Source organism: Bartonella koehlerae C-29 (assembly GCF_000706625.1).
Classification (GTDB): Bacteria; Pseudomonadota; Alphaproteobacteria; order Rhizobiales; family Rhizobiaceae; genus Bartonella; species Bartonella koehlerae.
This window is the reverse complement of the sequence record NZ_KL407334.1, coordinates 1,486,449-1,505,638: the sequence shown is the minus strand read 5'-3', so window position 1 is coordinate 1,505,638 and position 19,190 is coordinate 1,486,449. Positions and strand designations below refer to the sequence as shown.

At 37.9% G+C, this 19,190-nt stretch carries 16 protein-coding genes and 1 pseudogene; 6 read left to right on the top strand and 11 right to left on the bottom strand.

Annotated features, from left to right (window positions below):
• Positions 1-558 precede the first annotated feature (558 nt).
• Positions 559-1,140, bottom strand: a complete 582-nt coding sequence (gene pth, locus O9A_RS06430; RefSeq protein ID WP_034459845.1) for an aminoacyl-tRNA hydrolase — start codon at positions 1,138-1,140, stop codon at positions 559-561.
• Between the two features lie 81 nt (positions 1,141-1,221).
• Positions 1,222-1,839 carry a 50S ribosomal protein L25/general stress protein Ctc gene (locus tag O9A_RS06425; RefSeq protein WP_034459843.1) on the bottom strand — a complete coding sequence of 206 codons (618 nt, stop codon included), beginning with the start codon at positions 1,837-1,839 and terminating at the stop codon, positions 1,222-1,224.
• A gap of 373 nt (positions 1,840-2,212) precedes the next feature.
• Here O9A_RS06425 and O9A_RS08695 point away from each other — a divergent pair.
• Positions 2,213-3,610: pseudogene (locus O9A_RS08695) on the top strand (ATP-binding protein).
• Here O9A_RS08695 and O9A_RS06410 read toward each other — a convergent pair.
• From O9A_RS06410 to lgt, 4 genes are all read right to left on the bottom strand, one after another.
• A complete protein-coding gene (locus O9A_RS06410; RefSeq protein WP_034459841.1) occupies positions 3,607-4,539 on the bottom strand; it encodes a ribose-phosphate pyrophosphokinase in 933 nt (310 codons plus the stop codon). The pseudogene O9A_RS08695 and the gene O9A_RS06410 sit on opposite strands and share 4 nt — an antisense overlap.
• A 477-nt stretch (positions 4,540-5,016) precedes the next feature.
• Positions 5,017-5,787 (bottom strand): peptidoglycan editing factor PgeF, encoded by a 771-nt coding sequence (gene pgeF / locus O9A_RS06405; RefSeq protein ID WP_034459839.1) that lies wholly within the window; start codon positions 5,785-5,787, stop codon positions 5,017-5,019.
• Positions 5,788-5,866: 79 nt separating this feature from the next.
• Positions 5,867-6,946, bottom strand: a complete 1,080-nt coding sequence (locus tag O9A_RS06400; RefSeq protein ID WP_034459837.1) for a class I SAM-dependent methyltransferase — start codon at positions 6,944-6,946, stop codon at positions 5,867-5,869.
• Entirely contained in the window at positions 6,933-7,799 is an 867-nt protein-coding gene (gene lgt, locus O9A_RS06395; protein ID WP_034459835.1) for a prolipoprotein diacylglyceryl transferase, read from the bottom strand. Before lgt ends, O9A_RS06400 begins: the two co-directional genes overlap by 14 nt.
• Positions 7,800-8,056: 257 nt before the next feature.
• On the opposite strand from lgt, the gene O9A_RS06390 reads away from it, so the two are divergent.
• Both O9A_RS06390 and O9A_RS06385 read left to right on the top strand, forming a co-directional pair.
• Positions 8,057-8,314: an accessory factor UbiK family protein gene (locus tag O9A_RS06390; protein WP_034459833.1), complete on the top strand. Its 258-nt coding sequence runs from the start codon at positions 8,057-8,059 to the stop codon at positions 8,312-8,314.
• A gap of 385 nt (positions 8,315-8,699) precedes the next feature.
• A complete protein-coding gene (locus O9A_RS06385) occupies positions 8,700-9,200 on the top strand; it encodes a type III secretion system chaperone family protein (RefSeq protein WP_034459831.1) in 501 nt (166 codons plus the stop codon).
• 51 nt (positions 9,201-9,251) lie between these two features.
• On the opposite strand, the gene O9A_RS06380 is transcribed toward O9A_RS06385, so the two are convergent.
• Together O9A_RS06380 and O9A_RS06375 are read right to left on the bottom strand one after the other, a co-directional pair.
• On the bottom strand, positions 9,252-10,592 hold the full coding sequence (locus tag O9A_RS06380; protein ID WP_034459828.1) for an ATP-binding protein: 1,341 nt from the start codon (positions 10,590-10,592) through the stop codon (positions 9,252-9,254).
• A 7-nt stretch (positions 10,593-10,599) separates the two neighbouring features.
• Positions 10,600-11,304, bottom strand: coding sequence for a response regulator (locus tag O9A_RS06375; RefSeq protein ID WP_034459826.1), 705 nt, complete (start codon positions 11,302-11,304; stop codon positions 10,600-10,602).
• 149 nt (positions 11,305-11,453) lie between these two features.
• On the opposite strand from O9A_RS06375, the gene O9A_RS06370 reads away from it, so the two are divergent.
• Complete coding sequence (locus tag O9A_RS06370) at positions 11,454-12,104, top strand: MBL fold metallo-hydrolase (protein WP_034459823.1); 651 nt, start codon at positions 11,454-11,456, stop codon at positions 12,102-12,104.
• A 64-nt stretch (positions 12,105-12,168) separates the two neighbouring features.
• Here O9A_RS06370 and O9A_RS06365 read toward each other — a convergent pair whose 3' ends face one another.
• The 3 genes from O9A_RS06365 to O9A_RS06355 all read right to left on the bottom strand — a co-directional run bounded on the left by O9A_RS06365 (position 12,169) and on the right by O9A_RS06355 (position 16,435).
• Entirely contained in the window at positions 12,169-12,831 is a 663-nt protein-coding gene (locus tag O9A_RS06365; RefSeq protein WP_034459821.1) for a BA14K family protein, read from the bottom strand.
• A gap of 863 nt (positions 12,832-13,694) precedes the next feature.
• Complete coding sequence (gene uvrB, locus O9A_RS06360) at positions 13,695-15,854, bottom strand: excinuclease ABC subunit UvrB (RefSeq protein WP_084790505.1); 2,160 nt, start codon at positions 15,852-15,854, stop codon at positions 13,695-13,697.
• A gap of 260 nt (positions 15,855-16,114) precedes the next feature.
• Positions 16,115-16,435 carry an SH3 domain-containing protein gene (locus O9A_RS06355; RefSeq protein ID WP_034459820.1) on the bottom strand — a complete coding sequence of 107 codons (321 nt, stop codon included), beginning with the start codon at positions 16,433-16,435 and terminating at the stop codon, positions 16,115-16,117.
• Positions 16,436-16,770: 335 nt separating this feature from the next.
• Between O9A_RS06355 and greA the strand changes: the two genes are divergently transcribed.
• Both greA and O9A_RS06345 read left to right on the top strand, forming a co-directional pair.
• On the top strand, positions 16,771-17,244 hold the full coding sequence (gene greA / locus O9A_RS06350) for a transcription elongation factor GreA (RefSeq protein ID WP_034459818.1): 474 nt from the start codon (positions 16,771-16,773) through the stop codon (positions 17,242-17,244).
• Between the two features lie 5 nt (positions 17,245-17,249).
• The gene (locus tag O9A_RS06345) at positions 17,250-18,329 is read left to right on the top strand and encodes a glycosyltransferase family 4 protein (protein ID WP_034459817.1); all 1,080 of its coding nucleotides are present in this window, start codon (positions 17,250-17,252) and stop codon (positions 18,327-18,329) included.
• Positions 18,330-19,190: the final 861 nt, after the last annotated feature.

The following is a 19,190-nucleotide window of genomic DNA, read 5'->3' as shown; positions in this document are numbered from 1 at the left end:
TTGAAGCTTTTGGTCCAAAACATTGGCTATAGCATGATTTTTCGTGGTTAAATCTTGGTTTTCTTCTTACCAACAGTTTCTCTTTTGTGACGACTTTATTGATAGGGTGCAGCACAATCTAGAGTTTCCAACACAACTTTATAGTTTGCAAATATAGGGATGAGCCGAGATAAAAGAGGGATTGATCCTTACAAATTAGTATCATAGTTCTTAAAAGCGTTTCCAAAACCCAATTTCGAATCTCTTTTTGAAATTAGGGTTGGTAAATGTCTATCGATGTCGCGCTTCTTTCCTGAGAATAAAGGAAAGTTCTTACGTTTGAACTCCCATTTTAAAATAACATGAACATTTTTAATAAAATGACGGGAACAATTTCCAGTCTCCAAATGTATCTGAGAAATTTATTCTCTATAAATGATAAATTCTTTGCCAATCTTTGGTTATTTGGTGTTATCCGTGTCCTTGGGCATACTTTTGTTCTTTACAAAGGAAGCTTACCTCCACTCTAACTTTACGCTCAAATTTGCATTAAGATGCAAAACTAAGAGAAATGTGCTATTATTGCAAGTTTTTGTTTTTCATTGCTTGTGAGATTTCATTCATAAAGAGACACTTATCACCCTTTATGAGCAGAGCAATATTTTTTGCAATTGCCTCTAAGAGAGGAGATAACCACGCTTGGTCGAATTTCGTAAAATTCCCTAGAACATGCTGGTAAACAAGCTCTTTGGAATTTGGACGTCCGATTCCTAAGCGTATACGACAGTAGTTAGTACCACAGTGAGAATCAATAGACTTTATACCATTGTGTCCATTGTTTCCTCCACCGATTTTTACGCGCACTTTCCCAGGCGGTAAGTCCAGTTCATCGTAAATAACAATAAAATTCTTCAAGTCTAATTTATAAAATCGTAAGGCTTCACCGATGGTTTGGCCAGAGAGATTCATGAAGGTTTGAGGTTTTAGAAGAAAAGTTTTTTCCCCATTTATGAAACCAGTGGAGATTTCAGCTTGAAATTTTCTCGACCATGAAGAAAAAGAGAAAGACTGATAAATGGCATCAATGGCCATGAAACCGATATTATGGCGGTTATTTTGGTATTGTAAACCAGGATTACCAAGACCAGCAATGAGCCACATGCGCACCTTCAATAAAAATGTGAGAAGTTAATCAATGTCTCATAAGTTAAGGCGGAAAAAATTCCCGCCTGATGGAGTTTATTAAGATTTTTCGTTATTTTCTTGTTCGGAAATTTCATCATTGATATCCATGCCAGCAGGGGCTGCAATGGTTGCAATGGTAAAGTCTCGATCTTGGATCACTGGATTAACATCTTTTGGCAGTTGCACTGCTGAAATATGAATAGAATCACCAATAGAGTAGTTGGAGAGATCAATTTCGATTGCTTCAGGGATAGCATTTGCTGGAGCGGTACACTCAATTTCGTGACGAACAATATTTAAGACCCCTCCTTTTTTAAGTCCGGGAGCTGAATCTTCATTGAGGAAGTGTACAGGAATATTCACTTCTACTATGGATTCCGCTGAAATACGTAGGAAATCTACATGCAAGGGAAAGTCACGAACTGGGTCCAATTGATAGTCTTTGGGGAGAACCATAATTTTCTGTTTGTCAATTGCAAGAGTAGCAACAGTGTTACGAAAACCACCAGAGTGAATTTTGTAGAAGATGTCTTTATAAGAAACTGCGATTGCCAAAGGAGGCTGTTTGTCACCATAAATGATAGCTGGAATGAGACCGTTGCGGCGAAGTTCACGGGAGGACCCCTTACCAACCCGCTCGCGTATTTCGGCCTTAAGAGTATAGCTTTTGCTCATAATTTAAGTCCTTTTACATGATTGGAGATCCATCAAAAACCAACAACAGTTTTTGCATGAATATGAAGATATACGCTGATAAGCAGCGCTTGCTCCATTCTGCGCTGCCTCCAAGGGTGTCTACGCAGAAACTTGTTCTATAATTCAAAGTATTCATAGATGCAAGAGTTGTGGGAAAAATCGATGATTTCTACCATTAAGAGAGAAGGAAATGTTACAAGCATGGTCTAGATGGACAATAAATTAATACAAGCCAATATATTCAAAATCAAATAGTGGAGATGTTATGAAGGTTGAGATCGTCTTGGGTGAAATGGGAGAATGTAATGCTTTGCGTAAATCAATGCCGGCATTTATTGACTAGGAAGAATTATTGGCAATACGTCTTCTTGTGCAGGGTAATTCCGGTTCGGGAACATCACAGCTATTGCGCCATCTTCTTGAAAAAGTTTTTCATGGGTACAACATTGTGTGATTGATCTAGAGGGTGATTTCGTCACTGTTAGCAGATAAATTTGGACATGTCATTGTTGAAGAGCAACGAAGCGAACAAGAATTAACGTATATTGCTTATGGGATTCGCTAACATCGGGTTTCAGTGATGTTTAATTTTGAAGGTTTGGATACTGAACAACAGGTGATCGCTGTGAGTACCTTTCTTAGTACACTGTTTGATGTGGAACGTGATTACTGGTATTTCTTGCTTTTTGTTGTTGATGAAACACGATTATTTGCTCCAGCTGCGGCAGGAGAAGTTTCTGATGAAGTATAATGCTATGACCAATCTTATGTGCCGAGGGCGCAAACGTGGTTTTACTGGTGTCATTGCTACACAACTTTTGGTTAAGTTTACCAAAAACTTCGCTGCTGAGGCGTCAAATTTTTTAATAGAACGAACGTTTTTAGATATTGATATGGTGCGAGCTACTGATCTTTTGGGAATGGAGCTTTCTAGGCTGAAATGTTTAGAGATCTTTAGCGAGGTCATTTTATTGCTTTAGGGTCTGCTTTATCAAGACACTCTTATTGATCATCATTGGTCATGTTGAAACCTTGGCACGTTCTTCTAGCTTAAAATTAATGCCACTTCCAACAGAGCGAGTGAATGTAAAAGAACTTGTTTTTACTGCTTCTGAAGAAGAAATTTTAATTCCCTCTAAAACAATCACGAGAACTGGTGAAAGAAAAATCAATTCATGAAATATTGGAAGAATCTGTGCATAAAAAACAAGAATTGTTGGCAGAACGACTATGTTTTATTTCTTGAATTTTTTGTTGTTGATCGTGATCTCTAAGCAGAATGTATTATTCGGAAAAATTTTAAGGATTCTGAGGCTTTTTATCGTTCTACAGCTGTACTTTATCAAGATTTCTTGCTGCTTTGCCGTATTCATGGCCTCTCAGGAGATCTTTTAAATCTTTCGCAATTTCGACGTAAATTGGCTATTGCTCAAGCTCGTGTTGATGAAGAAACTGCTGTTAGTGAAAATTGGAAGCGTATTTTTTATATTTCAGAAAGCTTGGAAGATGATGTCCAAGGTGTTTTTTGAATGTGGTTTAAGCCACTTTGGATGGAAAACCGTGTCCATCAGATGCATTTTTGGCGCGTCTTTATGGTACGCACTCTTTAAGTCGTGCACGCCGACTTTTAACCTATTTTGAAGAGAGTGGACTCATTGTTATCCATACGCATCTTAGCGGTCAACGTATTATAGCTTTTCCTGATCTTGGTGTAGAAATAGCACTAGGAGATCCTAAAGTACCAGTTTAACCGAATAAGCTGGAGACAGATTGCTCTGCTGCTGTTCTTGCGATGGCTTCTCCAATGAGGTCAGTAATTGGCAAAACACGGATATTATGTGCTTTCTCAATTTCTTCTGTCGGCATAATTGAATTTGTAATAACCAATTCTTTCATTTCTGAGTTGGTAATGCGTTCAATAGCATTTCCAGAAAGAACACCGTGTGTGATATAAGCCGTGACACTATTGGCACCGTGTTTTAGTAGAGTACTTGCTGCATTGCATAGCGTTCCACCTGAATCAACAATATCATCAAGCAAAAGACAATCTTTTCCGCATACATCTCCAATGATATTCATCACTTCTGATTCACCGGGACGTTCGCGGCGTTTATCAACAATAGCTAGTAAACTGTTCAAACGTTTGGCGAGCGAGCGTGCACGTACTACACCACCAACATCAGGTGAAACAACAATAACATTTTCAAGGGAATAATGCATTTTGACATCACGAGCAATGACCGGAACAGCATAAAGATTATCCGTTGGAATATCAAAAAAACCTTGGATTTGTCCTGCATGAAGGTCCAATGTTAAAACGCGATGGGCTCCTGCTTCAGTGATCAGGTTGGCAACAAGTTTTGCGGAAATAGGGGTTCGTGGTCCAGGTTTACGGTCTTGGCGAGCGTACCCGAAATAGGGGATTACAGCTGTGATACGACGCGCCGAAGAGCGGCGAAGCGCATCAATCATGATGAGTAATTCCATCAAATGATCGTTTGCTGGATAGGATGTGGATTGCAAAACAAATACATCTTGTCCGCGTACATTTTCATGTAATTCTACGAAAATCTCTTGATCAGCAAAACGTTTTACAGTTGCTTTGCCTAAGGGAATACTTAAGTAATTTGTAACTTCTTCAGCAAGGCGTGGATTAGAATTGCCGCAGAAAAGTTTCATGGTAGAGCCTCTGAGTAGTCACGGTAGAATGTTAATGTGCTTTTTAACTTCTTGTTACCAAATTGCAAGGAAACAATTATAAAAGCATTACAATTTTATTTCTTATTGTTAAATGCGCTATGCGTTTTGTTTTCTTTTTTCCAAAATTTTTATTACTTTTAGAGCACAGTTTTTTGATTATGAGGCAAAGAAGTACCTTTTGATTAAGATTTTATCTCTCCTTTGTATATAAAGAATCGCTTCAATGTGAATATGTTTTATGTATGAAATGAGTGACGAGGAACCATGTTAAAAGGATTTGTTGTGTTAATTCTTACAATTCAATATTGAACACAATAATAGCAAAGCTCTTCATATTCTGTGTGTTAGGAAAGCATTTTGTGCTAAAAAAAGCACCGTATTAAGACGGCTTATTGTTTCATTGAGAGCAAAAAGTTTGTTTTACAGTTTTGGTGTTTTTGTCAGGAAAAATTGTTTTTATTTATTCAGGACAATAGCAGAAAATTGTCGTCCATAATCAGGTTCATTTCGGTGTGTTGCACGCCGATAAGAGAAAAAACGCTGTTCATCTTGGTAGGTACAAAGCTCCACACAATAAGCATTAACGCCTGTTTCTTTAAGTTGATTCATAATAAATGCCCATAGATTAAAACGAAAATGATTGGCTTTCTCTGTTTTTAAAAAATATTTTTGAAATTCGTTATGGCAATCAATAAATTTGTTGTAAAATTCATCTGTTACTTCATAATGGCAGGGTCCGATACAAGGTCCAAGAGCTGCTGTTATTGATTGTCTTTTTGCCCCTTGTTCTTCCATAACGGCAATTGTTTTTTTTACAATTCCTTTTAAGCTTCCTCGCCAACCAGCATGTGCGGCGGCGATGACACCTGATTGTGGATCAGCAAATAAAACTGGACCACAATCTGCTGTAAGAATACCGATTACAAGTCCTGGTGTTGTGGTAACCAGAGCATCAGCTTTAGGAGGCTCATCAATAAAATCTTGGTCAACCACGACAACTTCACAAGAGTGTATTTGATTAACAGTGACTAAATTTTGTGCATTAACACCAAAATAATTGGCGATAAAAATGTGATTTTGTGCGACATGTTTAGGTTGATTATTTGAACTTTGGCTAACATCAAGGCTTTTTGAAACATTGTCTTGACGTGTAAAAAAACCATGTTTTATTCCATGTGTGTGTAAAGCAGAAAGATTTTTTGCAAGGATGGGGTGAACAGAATTCATAAGAGTTCCATAGAGGGATGGTTATTTTCAAAGTGGGAATGGTGTATGAGATGTTTGTATTTGTCAATATTTCTGATCATCAAATTTTAGGGGGTATAGGTATGTTTTGGTCACTCACATGTAAGACTTTAAATAATTTGCCCATTTGATCTGGACCGACTAATCGTTCGATATCTTGATAAATTTTGTTTTGTAATGCAGCATTTTTGCCGGCTGCAAGCTGTTTTGCACGTTCCAGTAGACCCATTTTAACAAGAAAATCTCTTTGTTCTAGAATTTCAGCAAAACAGCCTTGTTCAAGCGCTATTTTTTTTAAAAAGGAAAAACCAACATGTGTTGTTAAATCATGCTCACCAGGAGCATCAAAAATATCACGGACTCTGTGTTTTGAGAGTGCTTGCAGTGTATCACCAAATGCAAGATTTGAAGCACCATAATCGATCAGCAAGGCAGAACCTTTCACTTGTACTAAGCGGTTGCTCATTTGTTCCATAAATTGATGTCTGGAGGGCGCATGTTCAAAAATTGTTCCATCAGGTATTTCGGAATTGTAGAATTGCAAACAAGGAAAGGAGAATTTACCTGGGACAGCAATAAATACGAAGTCTCCATTTTGATTAACTGTAATGTGACGTTCTCTCCATTCTCCATTGATTTTAATATATTGGTTGATGGGAAGTGTGTCTAAAAATTCATTGGCAATTAAAAAAAGAGGTTTTAAGGGGAGTTGATCAAAATTTTCAATGCTATGGATCTCTTTTTGATAAGGTACGAGACGTTTTTTTTGTTCTTTTGTGAGCTTTTTACTTATTTCAATCAGAAAAATTTCAGCGGTATTAAATGCCGTTGTTGATAACTTTTGAATGGTACGCAAAATATCATCCATTAAAGTTCCGCGGCCTGGACCTATTTCAGCAAGGATAAAAGGCTGAGGACAACCATGGGTTTTCCAGTTTGCAAGAGCCCAAATACCAATTATCTCTCCAAATAATTGGCTTATTTCAGGGGCTGTTATGAAATCACCAGTGTGCCCAAAGGGTGTTTGTGTTTGATAATAGCCAAACTGCGGATCTGTAAGTGCTAACATCATATATTGGCTTACAGTGATTGGTCCATTAAGCGCAATTATTTCTTTAATTTTTTCTTTAAGGGTGGTCATTTTGGGTAGATTCGTGTTTGAAGGCTTGAAAAAGGAGATAAAAACCCAAAAAAAGCATGGGAAGAGATAAAGCCATGCCATAGGTGAATCCAGTAGAATGAAAAATGGTAGAAAACCATTCTGGATCTTCTTGAGGAGCACGATAAATTTCTGAAATACTGCGTGCTATTGCATAGCCTATAATAAATGTTCCTGATACAGTGCCTGGACGTCTTAATGCTTTAAAAGAAAAAGTAAGAATGAATAAGATAGCAAAAAGAAGAAATCCTTCCATGAACGCTTCGTAAAGTTGGCTTGGATGGCGCGGTAAATAGTAAGGATCTAGGGGAAAGCAAACGGCCCAAGGGTGTGTGGTAACATTGCCCCATAGTTCTTGATTAATAAAGTTGCATATTCTTACAATGCCAATACCAATAGGAGCACCGGTAGCAATGATATCAAACATTGTTCGTATGTTGATGTTATTTTTACGGGCAAACCAAATCATTGCAATGATAATGCCAATGAGTCCGCCATGAAAGGACATTCCTCCATCCCATACCGCGATGATGGTAGTTGGATAGCTAAAATAATAAATAGGATTCCATACAAGCACTTGTCCTAAGCGGCCACCAACAACAACACTGATGGCAGACCAGACAACAAAATCTCCTATTTTCTCTTTATCCATAGGAGGGTGATTTGCATCCCATAGGGATCTCTTTTTTAATAATTTTTGCGCATACCACCAAGCAAAAAGAATGCCTACAACGTAACCAAGACCATACCAATGGAGAGCTATCGGGCCTAAATGGATAATTACGGGATTGAGAAAAGGTGGAAAAGCAATGGCTGGACAAGAAAAGTCATTCATGAGCGGGAACTTTATATTTAAGGTTATATGATGATCAGGAATGACAGATGAACACACAATGGTCAAGTCAGGAGAGTGATAGGTTTCCACTAGTTTATAGGAGTAAAATCCGTAACAATAAAAGGAGTGTAAAAAAGACACAAGTGGAATCTCTATTGTAAAAAAATTAGAGGTACAAGGAACAAATGCAGTATCTAAATGTTATGAAAATAAGTTATAGTGCGTGTGTCAGTAATTAAAATTTAAGGAAAAACATTATGCGTAATGGATCAAACCGTATTCTTGATGAATTGGCGAAATTAGCAACAGATGCAGCTGATGTTGCACAAGGTATACGACGTGAAGCTGGAACAGCTTTTCGTTTGCAGGTTGAAAAGATCGCCAACAAACTTGATCTTGTTTCACGCGAAGAATTTGAAACCTTTAAAGAGATGGTGCTAAAAGCATCTGCCGATAATGTTGATTTGAAACAACGCCTTGATGATTTGGAAAAAAACCAGATACCCAAAGAATAAAATGGTTTTCGTAAAACAATAAGTTTCTCAGAAAAAATATCCCCAATTTTTCAATGTGATGTATAAAACTGAAAAATGCTTAATCTTGAGTCTGTTAGAACAGATTATCCATTTTTTTCAGTGTGATTCGTATAAAAAAAACATTTTTTTTTAATCAGGGGACTAGCGCTATGAAATTGTATCAATACACTGAAAAGGCTTGGTGATTCCCTTTATTATCAAGCGTGTTGCCCCAGGAGGCGTTATTGGATTCTGGGCTTTGAGTGCTGTCGATGTTTTAATGTGTATTTGTTGAGTGTAAAGGCTTTGATTGTAGCAAAATGTTGTTACAGTTTAGGTGGCTTGTGTTCTGTTGACAATATTTTAATATTATTGAGGATTAATGATGAGGCTTGCATTTTGCGCCACAGAAAGAGAAGAGCATCCTGTTGACTTTATCGAACAGATTGCCTGTAAATATGATTGGTCGTTTGAACGGGATGCTGAAGATGAAATTAGTGTTTGTGTGGAGGGGAAATGGGCAAATTATCGTCTTTCTTTTTCATGGATGGAAGAGCAGGAGGCTCTTCATTTAGCTTGTGCATTTGATCTTTTTATTGAAAATGTTCGAACGGCGGAAATGCATCGCCTATTATTAGCAATTAATGAAAAATTATTGCTAGGACATTTTGATTATTGGCAAGGGAATAATTCGGTTATTTATCGGCAGGGTCTTCTTCTGGCTGGTGGGGTACATCCATCTCATATACAGGTTGAAACATTATTGATACACGCGCTTAAAGTTTGTGAGAGCCATTATGTGGCGTTTCAGATGGTGGCTTGGTCTGGGGAAAGTGCCTGCAAGGCACTCCAATATACTTTGTTTGAAACTGTAGGAAATGCCTAAATATTGATCTGTTTAACATTTTTTTCTTATAGATGATCTGTGAAATGTTTCTTATAGAGGGATATCGACGATGGCGCGCAAGCCACCTAATGGGCTATCCTCTAATTGAATGTTGCCTCCATGGCTGCGCGCTATATCTTGGGCAATAGAAAGGCCAAGTCCTGTTCCACTTGCATCTTGGTTGCGAGCTTTATCAAGTCTAAAGAACGGTTTAAAGACTTCTGTGCGCATGTTTTTTTGAATGCCAGGCCCATCATCGTCAATCGTTATGATGAAAGATTCTTGTTGGGATATAGCCGTCAATTTGACGGAGTTGGCGTAACAAAATGCGTTTGACACTAGATTGCTGACTAGACGGGTAAAGGCATGTGGGCGTGCCTGTATCTCTGTAGGACCTTCAATGGTGTAAGAAAAATGTCGTTTTTGGAGATGAGCATCGGCGGAAAATTTTTGCATAAGAGCCTTTAAATCAAAAGTTGTAAAATTTTCATTGCCTTCGCCACGGGCAAAAGCAAGGTAGCCTTCTAACATATTCTGCATATCACTTACATCTTGCTCAAGCGGATTAGTATCAAAGTCAGTATTTGCTAAGGCTAGTTGAAGTTTGAAACGTGTGAGAATTGTTCTTAAATCATGGCTTACACCTGAAAGCATCATGGTGCGTTGTTCGATTTGGCGTTCAATACGTTCACGCATGCGTAAAAAAGCAATGCCAGCACGACGGACTTCATCAGCTCCTTGTGGTTGAAAGCTTTCTGGTAAAGGACGACCGCGCCCAAAACTTTCTGCTGCTTCAGCCAATTGTTGAATCGGTTTGATTTGGTGACGCAAGAAGTAAATCGCTATTAATAATAAAACCAGAGCTGTTCCTACCATCCAGCTTAAAAAAATACCAGTATTAGAAGCATAGGCTTGGCTGCGTAGTGCAAAGACGCGCAAGATACTATGACCCAGGTGGATACGAATTTCGACAAAATTAGAATCTCCCACTGTATCAATCCAGAAAGGGCGCTTAATTTGGCGGGTGATTTCTTCACTGAGAAAATAATCAAGAATTGCAAAAAAGGGCTTAGGTCCTGGAGGAGGGAGAGTGGCAGGTGGTAGAATAGAGATGTTTAATCCCATGCGTTGTTGTGCAATACGCTTAATATATTCATAGTTATCTTGTTGTGGATATGTTTCAATGATGTCAATAATGGCCGAAATATCATGGACAACAGCGGTTGAGAGGCGCTCTGTCACCATTTGCCAATGGCGTTCCATAAAGACGTAGCCGATTACTGTTTGCAAGAGTACCATAGGAGCGATAATAATGATCAAAGAGCGGACATACAGCCGTTTAGGCATCTTCTTCGTTAACCAGCGAACAAATTTTCTTGAGCGATTAATCATTGTACGCCTATTCAGTTGAAAGTTTATATCCTATTCCTCGCACGGTTTGCAGCCATATAGGGAGTGATGGATTTTTTTCGATCTTACGGCGGAGACGGTTGATCTGTACATCAATTGCACGCTCACCTATATTGCCATCTTCCATTGCAAATTTATGGCGCGGAATTATATCTCCTGGATTTTCAGCAAAAATAACCATCATTTTTTGTTCTTTATCTGTCAATTTAATCACTTCTCCTCCTTTTTTGAGTTCGCGCCGTGAAATTGAAAATATATAAGGTCCAAAAACGATCTGCTCGATTTTGGATTGGTGATGTGGAAAACCACGACGTAAAATGGCATGAATGCGAAGGAGAAGCTCACGAGGATCAAATGGTTTAGCGAGATAGTCATCTGCTCCTGCTTCTAATCCATTGATACGATTATCTATCTCTGACAAAGCTGTGAGCATGAGAATGGGAACATCTTTTGTTTGACGGAGTGAATGGGTAAGGTCGATGCCGTTTTCGTCGGGCATCATGACATCAACTATAAGAAGGTCAAAATCTAAGTTTGCGAGCTGTCGTCTTGCTTCGTTAGCATTGGCAGAGACTGAAACACGAAATCCATTTTTAATGAGAAATTGAAATAGAAGATTGCGAATACGGGTATCGTCATCAATCACTAGGAGGTGGGGTGCATCGTCACACAAAACTTGAACGTGATCGGTCATTCTTCAACACCTTGAAAAAAATTACTTTCTAAAAAATCCAAGTTTACATAAGTTGCATAAAGCTGTCGAGCAGGCTATTCTATTCTATAAGGAGGGATGACAAAAGTATTACTTATAAGCTTGAAAAAAATACTTTTAAAAAGGCTATTATGGTTAGTTTCAGAACGCATATTGTTCCGGTTACATCTTTTCAGCAAAATTGTACTCTGCTTTTTGATAATGAACAAAAAGTAGGTGTTCTAGTTGATCCGGGTGGTGATTGGCTTCGGATTCAAGACGTAATCCGGAAGAATGGTGTGATCGTTGAAGCTATTTGGATAACACATGGTCATTTTGATCATGTGGGAGCAGCAATGCAAGCTAAAGAGGCACTTGATGTTAAAATTATTGGTTCCCATCGCGATGATAAGCCTGTGATGGATGCTGTATGTGGAATCGCAAAAAGCTACGGCATCACTGATGCGCGCATTTGTATTCCTGACCAATGGTTAGAAGATGGCGATAGCGTTCATTTTGCTGGACATGTGTTCAGAGTTTACCATACACCGGGACATTCCCCTGGTCATGTCATTTATTTCAATGAAAAAGAACGCTTCGCCTTATTAGGTGATGTACTCTTTCGTGGTTCGATAGGACGTACAGATTTTCCCTTCTGTTCTCATGAAGAATTGATGAAATCACTTCGAGAGAAAGTTTTGCCCTTAGGTGACGACGTCCGTTTCATTTGTGGACATGGACCAGGAAGTTACTTAGGCTATGAGCGCCAGTGGAATCCTTTTCTTCAAGGGTTTCATGAATAAGTGAAAACACATTGGAGCGCTTTTTCTTGCTACTTAAGACTTCTTTAGCAGGGCGTAATGCAAGTTAATTTAATGGGGCATAACAAAAATGCTCCAAGCCGTCATAACCTCGAAAAGTACCCGTTTTGGGATTAAATGAACGGTATTTTTTCTTGCAATATTGAAGCCAATCAGCTGTCCGTGGTTGCTGGACTGGTTGATATGTTGTTGACTGAACTTCATAAATCACCTGATTTTGTGGAACTTCTTGGTACACTATTTGATTTTGAGGTACAGTTTGATAGATAACCTCTGGTTGTTCTGGTTTTTTTAGAACATTGCCAAGAATTGTACCTGCAGCAAAGCCAATAATACCCGAAGCTAAAGCATCTCCTGAGTTATTACGAGTTACATGACGTTCATATACATTACGATGCGTTGTAATTTTGCGCTCGACATGACGATGTGTTTTGCGTTCAGTATGGTAATGACTCTGTTCTCTCCTTTTATGGTCAACATGACGGTGACTACCAGAAGGATAATAAGGGTGATTCTTCTCAAGAATAGAACGGGCGCTGAAATTGTGAGAAGGAAAATTGGTCTTCGTTTCCTTTCTCATGTCCTCTATTTTTTTCGTAATCTCTTCACTATAAGTCAATTTTGTATCCGCAAGCGTTGTGCCTAATGGCACCGAAATGGTTGCAGTCGATATTGCTGATAATACTGCTAACTTGGTAATCTTTTTCATTAACGACACTCCTTTTATATAAATTCATGTTGTTTACATTTTATATGTGCAAAACTGAATATAGTCTGAACAGTTTTAAACTTTATTTTGATAAAACGAATAAAGAGCCATTTAGTTGAGAATACATTACAAAATCATAGAATAAAATCAGGAAAAATTAATTTTAAAAAGTATATTGTGTTTAGATGATTTTATATTTCGTATTAATAGTCATCGATTTTCACTATAGTCATAAAATTCGATGTAAGATAAGTTTTTAACATTTGCTTATTTCATAATAAGTAAAATATAAACTATATGAGTGTGATCATCAAGAGATATTACTCTTTCTCTATATTATCATGATAAAGTCTTACTTTTTCTTGCATGATTCATAAGAGTACTTTTTTATTTGACGGCTTTGTAAGAAGCTGATTATAAAAATTGGGCTTATGTTCTGTATTACGATATAGAGGGGATTTTTGATCTATGAAAAACACATTTTTTTGATTGTTATTGGCTTAAAGTTTATAAACATTTTTAGGTGGTTTTATGAATTTCTTGCAAAAAGACAATTCTTAGAAATGTTTTCTAGCATCATTTCTTTGTTACGTTTCTTTTTTACTAAATTGGAGCAGTATTGACATTCAGGGTGTGCATTTTATGGAATGGTGCTGTTTATTGGTTATATTATTAGGATTTTATGGGGAAAAGATTTATTTTTAATGGTTTGAGATCTTTTGGTGTTATTTGTTAGAGGGGGCTTTGTTTTTTTGTCGTTTTATTAAGGGTATTTTTGTGAGGTCTTCTTTTTGCTTTTCTAAGATACCAGTGTCTATTGTTGGTTCCATGTGATCAAGATCTGGTTTGGAGAAAAGACTTGATTATGGCTCTTGGATGAATTGTTCATTATGATTTAAGGGATTATCTGCGATTGCGAGTTCTATTTTTTGTAGTTGTTTGATTTCATCACGAAGTCGCGCTGCTTCTTCAAAGTGAAGATCAGCCGCCGCTTTACGCATTGATTTCTCAAGATGTTGAATATGCTTTGCTAAATTGTTATCTTTACTATTTTGCGTGATAAAATCAGGAATATTAGTGTGAGTATAGTCGTTTTCTCCTCCTGAATTGAGAATATCGTCGATATTTTTTTTGATACTCGTCGGTGTGATATGATTCTCTTCATTATAAGCTATTTGTTTTTGTCGACGTCTTTGTGTTTCTTGTAAGGCTCTTTCGATAGAGCCAGTGATTGTATCAGCATAAAGAATAACGCGACCATCTACGTTACGTGCAGCACGTCCAATTGTTTGCACAAGCGAGGTTTCAGAGCGTAAAAAGCCTTCTTTATCAGCATCTAGAATAGCAACAAAACCGCATTCTGGAATATCCAGACCTTCTCTGAGCAGGTTGATGCCGATGAGAACATCAAAGGCGCCAAGTCTGAGATCGCGAAGAATTTCAATACGCTCTAATGTGTCAATGTCAGAATGCATATAGCGTACCCGGATACCTTGTTCGTGGAGATATTCTGTCAAATTTTCGGCCATACGCTTGGTAAGCACGGTTATTAAGGTACGATAGCCTTTTTGAATTGTTTGACGAATTTCGTTCACAACATCATCAACTTGGCTGGAGGCTGGGCGCACTTCTGTTGGTGGGTCAACAAGCCCTGTTGGGCGAATAATTTGTTCCGCAAAAATGCCGTGAGATTGTTCTATTTCCCAGCGTCCAGGCGTTGCGGAAACAGCAATAGTTTGTGGGCGCATGGCATCCCATTCTTCAAAGCGTAAGGGACGATTGTCCATACAAGAAGGCAAACGAAATCCATATTCTGCTAGGGTTGCTTTTCTTCGAAAGTCGCCTCTGTACATACCACCAATTTGAGGAATAGTTACATGGCTTTCATCGATAAAAACGAGAGCATTGTTTGGAATATATTCGAACAAGGTTGGTGGTGGTTCACCAGGCTTTCGTCCTGTTAAATAGCGTGAGTAATTTTCGATTCCGGCGCATGAGCCGGTTGTTTCCAACATTTCCAAATCAAACATTGTACGCTGTTCTAAACGTTGTGCCTCTAGAAGACGTCCTGCTGCGTTCAATTCATCAAGACGTTGAACCAATTCCATTTTGATGGCTTTCATTGCTTGATTTAATGTTGGACGCGGTATTACATAGTGTGAATTGGCATAAATTTTAATAGATTGAAGGTCGCCTGTTTTTTGTCCTGTGAGGGGATCAAATTCCGTAATTATTTCCACTTCATCGCCAAGGAGCGAAATACGCCAAGCACGGTCTTCAAGATGGGCAGGAAAAATTTCGATTGTATCCCCTCGGACACGAAAAGAACCACGAATGAAGTTAATATCTTGTCGATAATAGTGTTGAGAAACTAAATCAGCCAAAAATTGTCGTTGATTGAGTTTGTCTCCTTTTTTTATTTGCAAGGTCATGGTGGTATAGGTTTCTACCGAGCCAATCCCGTAGATACAAGACACGGATGCAACAATAATGACGTCATCACGTTCAAGCACAGCACGTGTTGCAGCATGGCGCATACGGTCGATTTGTTCATTAATAGAGGATTCTTTTTCAATATAAGTATCAGAACGTGCAACATAAGCTTCAGGCTGATAATAGTCGTAATAAGAAACAAAATATTCGACGGCATTGTGGGGGAAAAAATTTTTAAATTCTCCGTAAAGTTGTGCAGCTAAAGTTTTATTCGGTGCTAAAATCAAAGCAGGGCGCTGTGTTTTTTCAATGATTTTAGCCATTGTATAGGTTTTGCCTGATCCGGTAACACCCAAAAGCACTTGTGTACGTTCATCCTTTTCAATCCCCTCAATTAAAGTTTTAATTGCTTGAGGTTGATCTCCTGCAGCTTCAAAAGATGTTTCGAGTTGAAATGGAATGCCGCCTTCAGATTTTTCAGGACGAACAGGGCGGTGAGGTGTCCATAATGCGCCATTCTTAAAAAGAGGATTGCCTGAGGAAATTAATGCAGAAAGAGCTTTCACTGTTGCTGTGATACCGTTTTTCATTGCTGCATCCTTTGATAAAAAAGTGTTCTTGTTTTTGAAAGAAATATCAAATTTTATAACTTGATCACGATAATGGTAAAATGTTTATTAGTCGTTTTATTCCAGTTTACTGGATATTTCATAGGACATTTCATTTACTCTTTGAGAAGAATTTTGGGGGTGTTTTGAGTGTGGTGATATTTGTAGTTGTTTGTGTTCACCATTTTGTTTGTACCATGATGATATTCAACAGGATTATATCATGATATGCATCACAATTCTTATGGAGAATGACTGTATTTACTGTGATTTGTTATTGGAAGAATCATGTATGTTTCATAAAGATCACTTCCATCTTTAAATGAGAGGTAACGAGATGATACCCAACCTGTTTGGGTATTATATCTAATCTGGCACCAATTTGCTTTACAGTTTTGGACAAATACCAACTTTCCCGCGGGAATTAAACCATGAATTTCGCACTGAATACTTGGCCCTGTTCTGAAATTAAGATTCCTTGTGACAAAGGCATCCGCAGCTCCGGATACTGTTGCGGTGAAAAAGAAAGAGATAAACACAAAAGAAATTACTAATTTTTTCATTTTTTCTTAGAGGATTTCTTTCGAGATTTCCTTTCCTTTTCTCTTTCTATAAGATTTCTTCTGTTAGGTTATGATAAAATAGAAAAAAAGACAATTGTTTCTTCTTTAGGCTTTTGTTGATTAGCAGCAAGTTGGACGTTTTAAATTTAAAAATATGAGATTTTTTTCAATATAATCAGTGAAAGCTTCGTATCCCTTTATTATTTTTATATGGAAAATAGGGACTCTGTACTATATAATAATCAAAAGTATGGTTTTCGGATTCCAAAAGCAATTTTGGAAGCCGTTTTTTGTGTTTTTATTTGAACCTTCCGTGTAACAGAAAGGGACGGATTATGAAAAAAGTTCCGATGACTACAGCTGGTTTTGAAAGTCTTAAAGAAGAATTGCGTTGGCGCCAACAAGAGGAACGTCCACGGATCATTGAGGCAATTTCTGAGGCGCGTGCCCATGGTGATCTTTCAGAAAATGCAGAATATCACGCTGCTAAAGAAGCACAAAGTCATAATGAAGGGCGTATAAATGAGCTTGAAGATTATATTGCGCGAGCGGAAGTTATTAATGTTTCGCGCCTTTCAGGTGATAAAATTAAATTTGGGGCCACTATCAAGCTTTTGGACGAGGATACTGAAGAGAAAAAAGTGTATCAGATTGTTGGTGATCAAGAAGCTGATGTAAAAACCGGTAAAATCTCTATTTCCTCACCTATTGCACGTGCATTGATTGGCAAGCAAGAGGGGGATGTAATTGAAGTGAATGCTCCCGGTGGAGCACATAATTATGAAATTATTAAAGTTCAATATATCTGAATTTTATGCACGTGTCTTTAGAAGAGATAGAGGTTATTGCTCCTCACTTTAAAAAGCGTTTATCGGGTATAACCTCTACTGTTATTCAGCTTATTCCATTACAGCGAAAGCAAGGTATACGGATAGCGACTTTTGGATTTGGATTACCAAAAAATTTGCCGGCTCTTGCCTTTAAGGATCTTTTCGGGCTTTGGAAAATCCCAGTTGGTAAGCCATTTCGTATTTGGCATGCACGGCGCAATATTGAGATGCTTTGTGGGATCTTTTTGCGTGATGTCTTGCGAATGAAGCTTAAACTTCTCTTTACATCGGCTTCTCAACGTCATCACAAGTCTTTTACTAAATGGTTGATTCGGCGTATGGATAAGGTTATTGCTACCAGTGTACATACAGGAACCTATCTAGAGGTGCCTTATCAGGTTATTATGCATGGGGTGGATGTTAAGCGTTTTTCACCGCCTAAAACTCTTGAGGATTGTTTTTCTTCATCTGGGTTTTCTGGAAAATATGCGGTAGGGTGTTTTGGACGTGTGCGCTATTCAAAGGGCACTGATTTGTTTGTGGATGCAATGATCGCATTATTGCCCCGCTATCCTGAGTGGACAGCGCTTATTGCTGGTCGAACGATAGAGCAACATTATTATTTTGAAAAAAAATTACGCAAAAAGATTGCTGAATCTGGTCTGAATGATCGCATTGTTTTTCTTGGTGAGGTTCTCAATACACCTCTTTGGTATCGCCGTCTGTCGCTATATGTAGCGCCTTCTCGTATAGAAGGTTTTGGTTTGACCCCCTTGGAGGCAATGGCATCACAGACAGCTGTTGTAGCGAGTAATGTAGGAGTTTATAAAGAGTTGGTGGTGGAAGGAACAGGGACAGTTGTTCAGGCAGGAGATGGAGGTGCTTTAACGGAGGCGATTGAACCTTATCTTGCTGATTTAGAAAAAACAATAGAAGCAGGAGAAAAAGCTTTAGCGCATGTCCGTACCCATTTCCCTTTGGAAAAGGAGGCAGCTGCAATTGGGAATGTTTATGAGACAGTATTTAGAGAAAAAACACTTTTGAGTATGCAAAAAACTTTTTGAGGAGTGTAGAAAATAAACCTCCTTTACAAGAACAGTTCTTGCAAATCAGTTTTTAGGTGAATAGCAAAGTAATGCAAATATTGTTTTATAAAATCTTGTATGTATTGATGGAATCAAACAACTTGTTATTAAAGCTTTGAGAACGCAAAGGTGAGTTTATATTCTTAGAATGGTTTTGGAATTGTTAAAGTGATAAAATAAACATATTGATTTATAAGGATAATTCATTGTTTGTATGTTGAATGAGAGCATCGCATATTGTAAATTTTTTCATTTGAAACGCTTTTATAGTGAAACAATCAAAATCATTCCTTTGTATGTCGTAAGCGAAGTTGGTTTATGAGTGAAAACTTTTCAAGAAAGGAGTAAAATGCTCCTTATAAACTGCCTAAATGCAAGGGATGTTATAACTTTTTGAATTGGCAAAGAGAATGATGGTGTCGGCTTTCACTTTCATAAACATGAAGAGTGTAGTGTACCATGGATTTTGCAGTATACTCTTCACTAGTGTCATGATAAAATGAGTTTTTGTGCACTGAGAGATATTTTTTTAACAAGCGTGTGAATGTGTAACGCAATGGTATTCTGTTTTGCGTGAGGGGCGTGACCCTATTAAAGAACGCGATCAACAAAAAGCATAAGGCAATGTGTCAAGCAAACACAGCCTCGTTATTTTTACTCCAATAATGCTTTATGTTGAGAATGTAAGTCCGCTCTTTCTGTAATGAGAGACGGATTATTATGGCTGTTGATATTGACTTCATGTTGGAAATAGCAGTGTATTTTATCAATGATAACGCATTAATATTTAATGCACTGTAATATAAAGATTTTATCTTTATGATGAATACTTTATATCTT

What these genes read in the sequence shown, in the direction of transcription:
- pgeF (WP_034459839.1), bottom strand. Translation starts at nt 5,787, where the DNA reads ATGAATTCTGTTCACCCCATCCTTGCAAAAAATCTTTCTGCTTTACAC.
- pth (WP_034459845.1), bottom strand. Translation starts at nt 1,140, where the DNA reads ATGTGGCTCATTGCTGGTCTTGGTAATCCTGGTTTACAATACCAAAAT.
- greA (WP_034459818.1), top strand. Translation starts at nt 16,771, where the DNA reads ATGAAAAAAGTTCCGATGACTACAGCTGGTTTTGAAAGTCTTAAAGAA.
- O9A_RS06345 (WP_034459817.1), top strand. Translation starts at nt 17,250, where the DNA reads ATGCACGTGTCTTTAGAAGAGATAGAGGTTATTGCTCCTCACTTTAAA.
- O9A_RS06425 (WP_034459843.1), bottom strand. Translation starts at nt 1,839, where the DNA reads ATGAGCAAAAGCTATACTCTTAAGGCCGAAATACGCGAGCGGGTTGGT.
- O9A_RS06400 (WP_034459837.1), bottom strand. Translation starts at nt 6,946, where the DNA reads ATGACCACCCTTAAAGAAAAAATTAAAGAAATAATTGCGCTTAATGGA.
- O9A_RS06370 (WP_034459823.1), top strand. Translation starts at nt 11,454, where the DNA reads ATGGTTAGTTTCAGAACGCATATTGTTCCGGTTACATCTTTTCAGCAA.
- O9A_RS06365 (WP_034459821.1), bottom strand. Translation starts at nt 12,831, where the DNA reads ATGAAAAAGATTACCAAGTTAGCAGTATTATCAGCAATATCGACTGCA.
- O9A_RS06390 (WP_034459833.1), top strand. Translation starts at nt 8,057, where the DNA reads ATGCGTAATGGATCAAACCGTATTCTTGATGAATTGGCGAAATTAGCA.
- O9A_RS06385 (WP_034459831.1), top strand. Translation starts at nt 8,700, where the DNA reads ATGAGGCTTGCATTTTGCGCCACAGAAAGAGAAGAGCATCCTGTTGAC.
- O9A_RS06410 (WP_034459841.1), bottom strand. Translation starts at nt 4,539, where the DNA reads ATGAAACTTTTCTGCGGCAATTCTAATCCACGCCTTGCTGAAGAAGTT.
- lgt (WP_034459835.1), bottom strand. Translation starts at nt 7,799, where the DNA reads ATGAATGACTTTTCTTGTCCAGCCATTGCTTTTCCACCTTTTCTCAAT.
- uvrB (WP_084790505.1), bottom strand. Translation starts at nt 15,854, where the DNA reads ATGAAAAACGGTATCACAGCAACAGTGAAAGCTCTTTCTGCATTAATT.
- O9A_RS06355 (WP_034459820.1), bottom strand. Translation starts at nt 16,435, where the DNA reads ATGAAAAAATTAGTAATTTCTTTTGTGTTTATCTCTTTCTTTTTCACC.
- O9A_RS06380 (WP_034459828.1), bottom strand. Translation starts at nt 10,592, where the DNA reads ATGATTAATCGCTCAAGAAAATTTGTTCGCTGGTTAACGAAGAAGATG.
- O9A_RS06375 (WP_034459826.1), bottom strand. Translation starts at nt 11,304, where the DNA reads ATGACCGATCACGTTCAAGTTTTGTGTGACGATGCACCCCACCTCCTA.